Raw genomic sequence first — 13,139 nt, forward strand, 5'->3', positions numbered from 1 at the left:
CACCGTGTCACTTGTCAATGAAAAAAACAGACATAATCGTCTGTTTCATTTTTACTTGTTTACAAAGTCTAAAACATCTTTATAAACTTTTTTATTCTCTTTTTCATTTAAAATTTCATGGGCCATGTCTTGATAAATTATTTTTTGAACTGATTTTCCATAGCTCTTGTATTTATCTTCAACTTTCTTTATGCCTTTTGAAAAATCTCCCACTGGATCACATGCCCCTGCAATTAATAATATTTCTTTTGCAGTACAGTTTTTAAATGTATCTTCATTGTTAAGCCTTATAACTATATCAGCCAAGGTTTCAAAACCTTCTCTTGTAAAGGGATTGCCGCAAAGCTTATCTTCCATATAGGCTTTTCTATTGTCTTCGTTATAAGAAATCCATGTGGAAGGTTCTTTAAACTTTTTTTCATAGGGCCCTACTACAAGTTTTTGAATATTTGGTAGTGGTGTTTTTCCCTTTTGAAATTTTAGTAAAAACTTTAAAAAGCTCGCTTCCATTTTACTTGGTTGCCCTGTGCCACAAGCAACTAGCTTGTCCACTGGGTAAATTGAAGAATAAATTCTTGCAAGAAAAGATCCCATACTATGGCCAAAACAAATATACTCACCATCAAAGTTTATATGATTTCTCACCATGTGCATATCTGTAATTAAATTCTCCAGTGAAACCATATCTCCCAGTGGGTGCTCTTCGTTTATGCTCTTGCCGTGTCCAAGATGGTCGTGAATTACAACATCATAACCATTGGAGCAAAGATAGTTCGCAAAGTCATCGTACCTTTCCTTATGCTCCTGCATTCCATGGACAATTTGGATAAGGGCCTTTGATTCATCACTTTTAAAAAAACTTACATCTAAGTTTACTCCTGAGGAGCTTTCTATTTTAAAACTTTCCTTCATACTAACTCCTTATGATGATATGGAGACTTCTGTTACAACACCATTTTCAATAATAATGCCAAGTCCAAGTCCAGTTTCTTCACATTCTTTGAAATAACTTAAAAATCTTTCAAGACCCATATCTTCTGGCTTAGCCAGTCCACTAACAGCAAAATATCTTGTAGATTCATCAATTTTAAAAGTGTATTCACTATTTTCAAGTATTTCGTCATCAGAATCCATCATATTATTAACTTCTTCATTGTAATTAAAGGAGCCCTTTACTATAAGAACATCTCCGTCTGAAGACACTTCATATACTGAAGCCATATTGTATTCGTCAACCTCTCCTTTTTTTGGAGCATATATTGAAGCGAGATATTGCCCATCTTTTTCAATTAAGTTCTTATATTGTTTTTCTTCAGTTTCTGTTTCTTTATTTTCGGTAGTTTCTGTAGGTTTCTTTGCTACTTCTGTACTTTGCATTTCCTCAGTGGATAATTTTTCAACACCTTCTTTGAACTTGTTAAATTTACATGAAGTAAATAAACTCAAGCACAAAATTCCAATTAATAGTTTTCTAAATGTCTTTTTCATTTTACCTCCACTTTATTTTATTTCTCTTAGTCTCTTCTCAACTTCATCAAGTTCTTTAATTATCTCGTCTTTATTTCTAAGGCCAAGGCTAAGCTCGCTCATTAATGCTGTTTTCTTCATTTCAAGTAATAACTTGTCCTCATTGCCCTTTGATTTAACTTGCTTTGACTGCTCATACTCTGTTAAATTTCCAGGAAAGGATTTTATTTTTTTATCTTCAATAATAAATATTTCATCACATAGGGAATCTATAAAATGTCTGTCGTGGGACACAAATAGCATTGTGCCTTCAAAGTCTAAAAACAGATTTTCTATGGCCTTTATGGAGTCAATGTCTAAAAAGTTTGTAGGTTCGTCAAGTAATAACACATTTACATCGGAAACAAATAGCATTGCAAATGTAAGTTTTATTTTTTCTCCACCGGACAAAACTGCAGCGCTCTTGTGGAAGTCTTGTCTTCTAAAACCCATTCTTATGAGTACATTTCTATTTACTTCCTCTTCTTGAATAGAAACTGAATTTATATTCTCCAGTAAACTTTTCCCTTCGTCAATTTGATCTAAAGACTGCCTATAGATTCCAAACTTTGCCTTAGGAACAATCCTTATACCCTCGTACTCTTCTTCAACAAGTTTAAGGAGTGTTGTCTTACCACATCCATTTTCTCCAACCAGTGCAGTTCTCTTATTTCTCTTTAATTTAAAGTTCGCATTTTTAAATATAACTCTATCTCCGTAGGAAAAATTTATACTTTCTCCTTCAATAATAAATCTATTATTGGGAGGGTCTGTTAGATTAAAGTTTGGACGAATAATAGGATTTTTCAAAGGCTTTTCTTTTTTCTCTAACTGTTCAATTCTCTTTTCCGTATGCTTTGCAGCCCTTTGAAAACTCTTTTCCTTTCCACCAAAGGATTTGCCTACAGCTCCATATGCCCTCTGTTTTATTTCACTGTTTGAAAGATTTTTCGGCTTTGCACGCATCTTACTTGCCTTTTGCTTTTGATTTTCAGAAATTTCTAGAAGTCTTTTTTTCTCGTCAACATAGTTTTCATATTCTCTCTGTCTTCTTGAAAAATCTTCCTCTTTCCACTGCATATATTGCGAGTAATTGCCATTAAAGTCAAAAATCTTCCCATCACTAATCTCTACGGTTCGATTGGTCAACTTGTCTAATAGGTTTCTGTCGTGGGAAATTAGTACAAAGGAGTCTAGTTTCTCTAAAGCACTTTCTAGTTTTTCAATGCCTTTAATATCGAGGTTTGCAGTTGGTTCATCAAGCAAAATTAAGTCCGGCTCTGCACTAAAGGTGTCTGCAAGCCTTATTCTCGTCTCCTCGCCACCGGAAAACTTTTTACTGTCTCTTTTTATAATCTCATTTACATTCCATCTTCCACTATGCTCTCCATCAATCTCACTAAACTTCTCAATGGATTCAAATTGCTTAAACACCTTCCAATTTCCACTTCGATTGACAAGTCCATCTTGAGGTTTTAACTCTCCAAGCATTATTCTAAAAAGAGTTGTCTTACCACATCCATTTACACCAACTAGGCCAACTTTGTCCCCTGACCATATTTCCAAACTGTCAAAAGAAAAAAGTTCTCTATCTCCAAATGCCATGGAGATGTTTTTCATGTCTAAAAGTTTCATATAACCTCCTAACAATTTCGCTATTCAATTTTTATTTTGCATTTACTTTTGTTATAAAGTTACTGCCATCATGATCCCTCTTTTCTTTCCTTTTCTATATATTATCACGAAGAATCATTTTAGTGGTATGAATTATTACAAATAAAAACTGTTAGAGCATTTTTTTGTCTCTAACAGTCAAATTTTAATTATTATATACAGATGGGTCTATGAAGTTTTCATTATCCATTATAAATGGTTTTGAAGTTGAATCGTCTCTATAATTCTCATATTTGTTGTAAAAATATTTGTAACAATCTTCTTTTGATTGAAATTTTACAGCTTGATATGGCTCTTGAAAAGATAGTTTTTCAACTAGCAAATAACCATCTTTATCTTTAACTAGAACACCAACATGTCCAATAAAAAGATAATCTCCATCTAAATTATCATGGACTGCAAGAGATATAAATCTAGCATTGTCATTGAATTTAAATTGAGACAAAAACTTTTGCATCTTTTCTCCATGAATATTTACATCCTTAACAGCTTCTGTCTTTACCCTTGAAAAAAGACTTTTGAATTTATCCATTTCCTCATCATTAAAAACTTTGCCAAGTTTATTAGAGTCAATATCCATAAATAGTAAGTTGTCATCAAAATCAATTTTATTTACTTCAATATTTTCTTTTAGAAGCATAAAAGCGTTCATTCTACAGTTGAGTCCTGTAAAGTTTCCATGTTCCTTGCTCCATAGCTCTTCAAGTTTTGAAATATTATATTCAGGTTGTTTCGTGTTTTTAAACTCATTCAAAAGCCCTTCGCCTTGAACTGATTTATTATAATCACTTACACTTTTTTTGAAATTTTCAACAGAGTCTTTATCAAGTGACTTATTTAGCACATCACAAACTTCATTCAAAACTTTATCGCCATTCATATTTGACATTAAAATTTTATTTTCTTTTGATAAATCATTACTAGATACATCACTTTCAAATTGATTATTACTCTCTGAGTTATTTATTTTATTTTTATCTTGACTAATATCTTTACAACTCACAAGTAATATTAATAATACAATCCAGATTAGTTTTTTTCTCATATTCGCCTCCATAGTAATACCATAATTATTTTAAGACTACTACAAATCTGTTTCAAGAAAAAAAATCTTACAAATTCTTTACAATTTAAAAAATAATTAATATTTCTGAATTGAATTTGTTTTGTAACTAGTCAAGCTCTCTATAGGCTCTCTTATAGTAGAAAGGTATTTCGCCCCTTCCCCGATCTTCAACAAAATCTAGATAAAGGTTTGGGTTTTTAAGAAGTTCTCTACCTATGGCAACTAAATCGCAGGCCCCTTCTTCTAAGGCATAGTCTGCCAATTCAAGTGTCTTTATCATGCCAACTCCAATTGTCTTGTATCCAGTTTCTTTCTTTATCCTCTTTGCAAATTGCAACATATATCCTGGATAAACTTTTATTGGCACATTTACAACTGCCCCCGCTGACACATGTACAAAGTCTACTAGGTCTTTGTTTTCATTTAAGAAATTAATCCAGTCTTCTACTTTAAGTCCATCTTCATGATAGTCTGTAGCTGATATTCTCATCCATAGAGCCTTTTCTATAGGCCATACCTCTTTAATTGCAGAAACAATTTCTTTTAACAATAAATATCTATCTTCACCATATTTATCTTTTCTCTTATTTGCTATAGGACTTATAAATTGGTGTATTAAATATCCATGGGCTGCGTGAATTTCCAGTCCATCATAGCCAGCAAGGTCCGCTCTTTTCGCCCCGTCTTTAAAAGCTTGAATAACTTCCTTTATATCTTCCAAAGTCATTTCTTCATAATCTATTTCTTTGTCATTGTACTTAACTTCACTTGGTCCAATATGTCTTAGTCCACTGGTTTCAGATTTTCTTCCCGCATGGTTAAGTTGTATTGCTGCATAGCTTCCATTGTTCTTTATTGACGAAACTATTCTATTATGCCCTTCAATCTGTTCATCATTCCAAAGGCCAAGGCAATTGTCAGTAATTCGTCCGATATCCATAACCCCGGTTGCTTCAACAATTATCATTCCAACTTGCCCTATGGCTCTTGCACCGTAGTGAGCAACATGAAAGTCAGTTGGAACACCGTCATGTTTTTTACATTGATACATGCACATTGGTGGCATAACCAAGTGGTTTTTTAGTTTAATTTTGTCATCAATATATTCTTCAAATAATTTCATATCTACCTCTCAATATATTTCAGTATCTCTTTCCACTCTTCCAACAAATCATCAAGCCTATACCTTGCATTGGCAGGGCTTGTGGAAGGAAGTTTTACTCCCTTTAGTCCAAGCTTTTTTGCGTGGTACTTCTTATAGTATTTATAGGAAGTTCCTCCATTGCAAAAAACCTGTTTTATATCTGCTTTTTTAACTATTTCCACCAAGTTAGATGGCTTAACATTTTTAATACTTGCATCACTTGAACCGATTATGTCACATTCATATATGGAATCAAAAACCGCAATGTCATGACTTAGTAAAAAATCTCTTCTCTCGTTAATGTCTCTACTTAGTTCTACATTGAACAATTTTTCCATAACAGGCCAAAATCTATTTTGTGGATGGCCATAGAAAAATCCATATTCCCTAGTTTTAACTGATGGAAAGGAACCTAGAATTAATATTTTTGATTCACTATTATAAAGTGGCTCTAGAGTGTGGGTTATGGTTTCATATCTATTGTCTTTGTCCGTCATAATCTCCTACTTTTCATTATTAAATCTGATTACTTGATTATCAAAGTCCACTTCACATGGCACGCCAAATGGAACTATACATCTTGGTAGCGCATGGCCAACGTTGAAGTTATATAAAATATTTAAATCATTATCTATCTCTTCAACTAAAATCTCTTTATACTCATCATAGTACTTATCGTCTTGTGGCTTACCAATAATAACTCCATTTATTACGTCAAATATTCCCGTAGATTTTAATGTCCTTATCATCTTCTTATAAAGCTTTGGATCGGGTTTATTTTCGCTTGTCTCTAAAAGTAAAATCTTATTCTTCCAATCTTCTGTGCTTGGAAATATTCCATACTTATTTGCCAAGTCAAAGGCTTCCTTAAAGTCTTTACTAATTATTCGATAGATTGTGTCGATACATCCACCAAGAATCTCTCCAGAAAATTTTCCACTTCCCTGTAATAATTCATATCCATTATTTTTGTGCGTTGGTCTTTTAGTCCCAATTGCCTTTTTTGAAAAATCTGTTCTTTCGTCATACCAAATATCACTTGGTCTAATTTCACTAATAGTCCCGGTCTCCATAAGCTCTTTAAAATAGCTTTTAGAATATGGAAGCATTTCATCATCTATCTCAGCCACTTCCGTTAGAAAGGCCTGTCCATAAAATGTTTTTATACCAAGTTTATGAAGCATAAGATGATTTACTGTGGTGTCGGAGAAACCTAAAAATATCTTTTGCCTTACAACATTTTTTAGTTCATCATTTTCAAATAAATATGGTAATAGTCTATAGGTATCTTCTCCGCCGATTGCACAAAGAATCATGTCAATGGAATCGTCTTTAAAGGCATTTATTAAATCCTCCGCCCTCTTTGAAGGGTTTTTATCAAGATAGTCTAGTCCCTTTAAAGAGTTTTCCATAAACTTAACCTCTATTCCCATATCATTTAATCTCTTTTTTCCAATTTCAACTTGGTGTGCTGCTAAATCTTCTCCAAGAATACCTGAAGATAGACTTACAACTCCTATTTTTTTAACTTTCATATTACTCCTTTTATTTAATACTCTTCCAATACTTCTTTACAATCTTATATAAGAACCACGCAAGTACAATTGTAATTAATCCCGTCATAATTCTTTTCCAAACCGCTTCGCCAGTTCCAAAAATTGTATATGCTCCTGTTGCAGCTATTGCAATCACATAGAAGAGTCCTAGAATAATCGTGATAAAAGTTCTTACTGACTTTGGAACCTTTTTGTTTGAACTAAGCTCTACCACAATTATTAATCCATAGATTATTGCAAATTCAATAATGTATTTTATAAATTTGCTTGCTAATATTTTTTCTACCATACGTCCTCCTTTATTACACTAAATTTTACTATTAATATCTCTGTATTTCAAATTCACTTTAACTTTCTTCTATATATGAAGATATAGTTGATATAATAGTATTAGTTTAATGAAAGAGATGAGACAGTTGAAAGAAAAATCAAAAAAATTTTCACCGGCAATGGTGTTTATAATTCTATTTGGAATAGTGTCATTATTTTCAGACATGACCCACGAGGGAGCTTCCAGTATTAGAGGCGTTTATTTGTCACTGCTCGGTGCCTCCGCTGGTACCATAGGTTTTATTTCAGGACTTGGTGAGCTTATTGGCTACTCCATGAGATATGTCTTCGGAAGAATTACCGATAGGACTCACAAGTACTGGACAATGACCATATTTGGTTACATATTAGATATATTAGCCGTACCTGCCCTGGCCCTTGTAGGCGAGCATGGTTGGGTTGCGGCGTCAATTTTACTTGTGATTCAAAGAATGGGTAAGGCAATTAAAAAGCCTGCCAAAGATACCATTATGTCCTTTGCCGCTTCAGGCGAGGGAGTTGGAAAGAGCTTTGGAATACAAGAACTACTGGATCAAATCGGTGCCTTTCTCGGCCCTGTGCTTCTCTATGTGGTAATGCTTTTTAAAACTGAAGGCAGCACCTTTGAAATTTATAAAACCTGTTTTGCCTTTCTTTTAATCCCTGGACTAATTACAATTATTATGCTCTTTGTAACAAAATATAAATTTCCAAACCCTGAACATTTTGAACCAGAGCCTAAGGAATACATTCCATTTAAAATAAAGGACAAATTTATCTACTACATCATTGGTATAAGTCTATTTGCCTTTGGATTTATAGATTATGCACTTATTGTAATGCATATTTCAAAGACCTTTGGCGCCCTAGGACAAGGTATCGTAACTTCGTCCTTAATCAACAGCGAAACAATTCCTCTTTTATATGCGGGAGCAATGTTAATTGACGCTGTAGCTGCAATGGTGTTTGGCTATATGTATGACAGAAATGGTGTAAAGGCATTGGTGTTATCCACAATCATTTCAGCACCCTTTGGGGTTTTCATTTTTACAAAGACTTCAACACTTGCAGTTTTTATAGGCCTTGCCCTTTGGGGCGTTGGCATGGGTGCTCAGGAGTCCATATTAAAGGCGGCGGTAACTTCCATTGTTCCAAAGCAAAGTCGCGCCACCGGTTATGGAATATTTGAATGTTCCTTTGGTGTGTTTTGGTTTTTAGGAAGCGCCCTCATGGGTATGCTATATGAAAAAAATATTTTGTTGATGGTTTTTGTTTCAATTATTGCGCAACTTCTTGCAATTCCATTTTATTTAAAATCTTCTAAGAAATAGTACAAAAAGACAGGGCAATCATACCCTGTCTTTTAAATTATTTTATCTTTTCAATTACTCTATACTTACTGTCAAAACCTTCTGATGTGCCTGTGAATGAAGAATCATCTTTTGCCATTTCTGACATCTTGTCCAAAACATCTTTAAACTGTGGTAACTTATCGGTCTTTCTATCTATTTCATCAATTCCCTTGTCTTTGAATTCCATAAGCTTTTCACTAAATAGATTCATGTTGGTGTTTAATAACTTACTTCCATCTTCTAGTTTAGTTGCTCCTGTTGAAAGTGATCCTATTCCATCATCAAGTTGCTTTATACCATTTCTTAAAGGTGTTAGGCCTTGTGAATTAACCTTTGTTAAATCTCCAAGCATTTGAGATTTCTCTTTGAATTGGTTTAGTCCACCGGAAAGTTCTCCTGCACCTTTATTTAATGCTTCAGAATTTTTATCCAGTTCCTTTATTGCATCAGCAAAAGCTTCCACGCCCTTAACATTTTCTGCTGTTCCTGCTGCAAGTTTAGTTGAACCTTCTTTTAAACTTCCTGTGGCTTCATCAAGCTTTGTAAGTGAGTCTGATAAATTTAATAATTTTGCTGGATCAACTTCTCCTTCAAGCTTTTCAATTCCTTGGTTAACTGATGCATTTATTTTATCTGCTCCTTGACTAAGTTGTGAAGAGCCTTGTTTTAGTTCTTCTAGACCCTTTGGTAGTCTTGCCATTCCTTGATTTAATTCACTTGAACCCTGTGCAAGTTTTGCAGTTGCTTCTTTTAACTCACCAAGACCTGCAAGGGCTCCCATATTTTGTTCCATGCCCTTTTGTACTGCTAATGTGTTTGCAACATTTTGAGTTGATGCACCAATATTTTGTGTATTTGCGCCAATATTTTGTGAAGCTTCTCCAATGCTATTTATAACAGCATATATCTGTGCAGCTTTTTCACTTTCACCATTCGCTTCTAAAGTAGCTGCCACTTGTGAAAGTGTTCCAATGGAGTTTTTAATTCCTTGAATATTTCCTCCAATGGCATTTGCATTTGATGCGATATTTCCTAAGTCATCTGACACATTTATATTTTTAAGTCCGGACATATCTGGAATGGACATACCTTGTACTTTTTCATTTAGTCCTTGTATTCCATTGTTTAGTTCGGTACTACCTGCTAAAAGTTTTTCAGAGCTATTTACAGCTTCATTTAATCCACTGTTTAGACTTTTTGCTCCATTAGATAGACTTGAAATTCCGTTTTGAAGTTCACTAACTTTTGCTACAACAGAATCTTTTTCCCCTTCTAAATTTCCAAGTTTTTCTGATCCTTCTCTTAGTTGACCTGTGGCAGTTTTTAATTTTCCAAGGCCTTCGTCAAGTTTTTCTGATCCTTCTTTAAGTTGTGTTGCACCACCAACTAACTTTGAGCTATTTTCATTTAATTTTGAAACACCTTCAGTGTACTTATTTATGCCTGATGCCAAGTTGTTTGAGCCATCTGCCATTTGATTAATAACTCCTGGCAAATACTTAACTTGATTTAGTGCATCTCCAAGTTTATTTTCTAAAACTCCAGTCTTGTCATAAAGTTCCTTTGAACCACTTTTAAGTTTTGTTGCGCCATTTGATAGTTCATTAATTCCTCCACTTAACTTATCTGTTGCATCGGTAAGTTTTTTTGATGCATCTACAAGTTTTTGAGAGTTATCTTCAAGCTGTTGAAGTCCATCTCTAAGTTTTCCAATTGAGTCCATTTTAACATCTTCTTGGAAAAGCTCGTTGGATATTACAACATATGATTCAATAGGCACATAGTCCTTAATAACCATTTCCATTTCAGCGCTGTCTTTAAACTCTTCCATTTGCTTTTCTTCTAAAATATCTTTGAAGTTGTCTTTTAGCCCTGGAGTAAGAACTGTTGTAACAACTTGATTCTTGCCATCTTTTATAACTTTAGAATTTTTTGCAACAATATTTGAAACATTTTCTTCACTAAATGTCATTGCACTCATAACAACATATGGTGCATATATCTTTTTATTTTGTCCATCTATCTTTTCATTTTTAAAGTTTTTATTCTTTGCGTTTACTACAATTTTTAACTTACCAGACTTTCCTTCAAGATCTTTGTTACTTACTTTCTTTCCATCGAGATAGTATTCAATTTCCACATCAACCGGAATGTCTTTATCAGTCACACCTTGATAATACACATCTTTTTTGTCCCTATTCCAGTTTATATATCCATTTTCTTCTTCTATCTTTTCCTCAGTTTTTAAATCCTTTATATCTTTTAGATCGGTCTTATCTTTACCATTAATATTTTCATCAGAGTTTAACCAAACAGAAACCAATTTTTCCTTAACTTTATTGTCCTCTTTGATTACATAAACTGTTTCACTTTTATTTATTGTACTTTGGGCTGCAAAACTTGTGTTTGCAATTGCAAGTGAGGATGCAAGAGCAACTGCAAGAGCCCTTTGTAAATTTTTATTCATTTTTTCCTCCTCTTAATCCTTTTGTAGTCTTTTTAATAAATGGAAATACTATTGAAAGCACAGCAGGTAAAAGAAGTATAATTACTGCCATACTTATGATTGCACCTCTTGCAAGGAAGGTGCAGATTGTCGATACTATCTCCATCTTTGAATATAGTCCCACGCCGATTGTAGCAGCCATAAATGACAATGCGGATGTAACGATGGACTTTGAAGTTTCCTTTGTGGCAATCTTTAAAGATCCATCAACGTCATTTGACTTACTATATTCATGCATAAATCTGTCTGTTAACAAGATTGAATAGTCTATTGTTGAACCAAGTTGTATAACTCCTATGATTATTGAAGTTATAAATGGTATTGTCTGTCCTAAATAGAATGGAATTCCCATATTGATTTGAATTGCCAGTTCTATTGCAGCAATTAATATAATTGGAATAGCAAAGGACTTAAACACAAATACCAAGATTAGAAAGACTACGGCAATTGATACGATGTTTACCCTTTTGAAGTCGGAATTTGAAATAATTGTAAGGTCGTCAGTTAAAACCGCTTCTCCTGTTAAATATCCTTCTTCATCATATTTATTTATAATCTCTCTCATTTCTTTTATCTGATTTCTAACTTCCTTTGAAGCTGTTTGATACTTTGAATTTACCATTAACATCTTGTATCCGTCTTTTGCAAAGTTTTGTTGTAACTTCTTAGGTAAAAGCTCATCTGGCACGCTAGAACCAATCATGGTGTTTGTACTAATAACTGAGTTTATTCCATCTACATCTTCGAGTTCATCTATCATCTTATTTATAGAAGTATTTGAAATATTTTCTTTAGCTATAATGAAGTGAGTTGTTGCCATATCATAATCTTTTTTCATCTTTTTAAGTGCAACTATGGAGTCCAAGTCCTGAGGTAGTGATCTATCTAGGTTGTAGTATACATTTGTATTTATGGATCCATAAATCGCTGGGATGAAAAGTAATAGGAACACAAGGGAAATAACTCTCTTATGTCTTATGTTAAATTCTGATAGCCTGTCAAAAGATGGCATAAGCACTCTGTGATTGTACTTACTTACTGCTTTGTCTGTCAGTAATAGCATTGGTGGAAGTACAGTTACCGTTGATATAAGTCCAATTAAAACTCCCTTACTCATTACAAGGCCAATGTCCTTACCAAGTCCAAGTTCCATCAAAATCAGAACAATAAATCCTGCAAATGTGGTTAAGGAAGAAGCAAATAAGGATGAAATTGTATTTTGAATTGCCCTTTCCATGGCGTCTTCAATGGTTTCTCTCTTCTTCTTTTCTGCGACAAATCTGTGGTATAAAAATATGGAATAGTCCATTGTCACCGCCAGTTGAAGTGTCGCCGCAATAGCCTTGGTTATATAGGAAATGTCTCCAAGGAATATATTGGTTCCAAAGTTATATACAACTGCATAGCCTATTGTGAGCAAAAATAAAAACGGTATAACCGTAGATTCATTTGTAAGTGATAACACAATTAAAGCAAGTACCACTGCCAGTGCCACATATATAGGAGTTTCTTTATCTATAACATCCTTTGTATCCTTTACAAGTGACGAAATTCCGCTTAGGTACATCGGTTTTGAGTCAAGCTCTCTTATCTTTTCTATTGCTGACATGGTCACAAAGGAAGATGAAGAATTTTTAAACTTTACAAGCATCAAGGTACTGTCTTCTGAATAGAAAACATCCTTCACCTCATTTGGCAAAAAATCTTTCGGTATGCCTTCTCCAACTATGGAGGACTTTGAAATTACATCTTCAACCCCTTCTATCTTTAAAATTTCTTCTCTTAATTTTTCTGCATCCTGGTCTGAACCTTCTAAGATTAACATCCCGGTTGCAGCATTATTAAAGTTCTCATCAAGTATCTTTTGTCCTTCTGTAGACTTTAGGTCAGAAGGTAAATAAGTTAGGATATCATAATTAACATCGGTCTTTTTGTAACCAATAAATGATGGTATAAGAAGCAAAGTCATTATGATAAGAACTAACTTTGGATGATGAGAAACAAATCTTGAAAATTTTTTCATATT

11 protein-coding genes are annotated in these 13,139 nt (G+C 33.7%); 1 reads left to right on the forward strand and 10 read right to left on the reverse strand.

The genetic code is table 11. From position 1 onward, the window contains the following. Positions 1-51: 51 nt before the first annotated feature. From WKS98_RS02270 to WKS98_RS02305, 8 genes are all read right to left on the reverse strand, one after another. Complete coding sequence (locus tag WKS98_RS02270; RefSeq protein WP_498916528.1) at positions 52-912, reverse strand: alpha/beta fold hydrolase; 861 nt, start codon at positions 910-912, stop codon at positions 52-54. 9 nt (positions 913-921) lie between these two features. After that, a complete protein-coding gene (locus WKS98_RS02275) occupies positions 922-1,488 on the reverse strand; it encodes a hypothetical protein (protein WP_498916530.1) in 567 nt (188 codons plus the stop codon). Between the two features lie 12 nt (positions 1,489-1,500). Continuing rightward, entirely contained in the window at positions 1,501-3,141 is a 1,641-nt protein-coding gene (gene abc-f / locus WKS98_RS02280) for a ribosomal protection-like ABC-F family protein (RefSeq protein ID WP_498916532.1), read from the reverse strand. Between the two features lie 184 nt (positions 3,142-3,325). After that, a complete protein-coding gene (locus tag WKS98_RS02285) occupies positions 3,326-4,225 on the reverse strand; it encodes a DUF4300 family protein (protein ID WP_498916534.1) in 900 nt (299 codons plus the stop codon). A 127-nt stretch (positions 4,226-4,352) separates the two neighbouring features. Then, positions 4,353-5,369, reverse strand: coding sequence for an oxidoreductase (locus tag WKS98_RS02290; RefSeq protein ID WP_498916536.1), 1,017 nt, complete (start codon positions 5,367-5,369; stop codon positions 4,353-4,355). 2 nt (positions 5,370-5,371) lie between these two features. Continuing rightward, positions 5,372-5,887, reverse strand: a complete 516-nt coding sequence (locus WKS98_RS02295; protein WP_498916538.1) for a DNA-deoxyinosine glycosylase — start codon at positions 5,885-5,887, stop codon at positions 5,372-5,374. A 6-nt stretch (positions 5,888-5,893) separates the two neighbouring features. Then, a complete protein-coding gene (locus tag WKS98_RS02300; RefSeq protein ID WP_498916540.1) occupies positions 5,894-6,925 on the reverse strand; it encodes a S66 family peptidase in 1,032 nt (343 codons plus the stop codon). A 10-nt stretch (positions 6,926-6,935) separates the two neighbouring features. Next, positions 6,936-7,235 (reverse strand): hypothetical protein, encoded by a 300-nt coding sequence (locus WKS98_RS02305; RefSeq protein WP_498916541.1) that lies wholly within the window; start codon positions 7,233-7,235, stop codon positions 6,936-6,938. A 109-nt stretch (positions 7,236-7,344) separates the two neighbouring features. On the opposite strand from WKS98_RS02305, the gene WKS98_RS02310 reads away from it, so the two are divergent. Then, a complete protein-coding gene (locus WKS98_RS02310; protein ID WP_498916542.1) occupies positions 7,345-8,586 on the forward strand; it encodes an MFS transporter in 1,242 nt (413 codons plus the stop codon). Between the two features lie 37 nt (positions 8,587-8,623). On the opposite strand, the gene WKS98_RS02315 is transcribed toward WKS98_RS02310, so the two are convergent. After that, positions 8,624-11,074, reverse strand: a complete 2,451-nt coding sequence (locus WKS98_RS02315) for a methyl-accepting chemotaxis protein (RefSeq protein ID WP_498916544.1) — start codon at positions 11,072-11,074, stop codon at positions 8,624-8,626. Next, positions 11,067-13,136: an efflux RND transporter permease subunit gene (locus WKS98_RS02320; RefSeq protein WP_498916546.1), complete on the reverse strand. Its 2,070-nt coding sequence runs from the start codon at positions 13,134-13,136 to the stop codon at positions 11,067-11,069. The genes WKS98_RS02315 and WKS98_RS02320 overlap by 8 nt, the downstream gene beginning before the upstream one ends. Positions 13,137-13,139: the final 3 nt, after the last annotated feature.

This window comes from Lagierella sp. ICN-221743 (assembly GCF_037890055.1).
In the GTDB taxonomy this organism is placed as follows: Bacteria; Bacillota; Clostridia; order Tissierellales; family Peptoniphilaceae; genus Mediannikoviicoccus.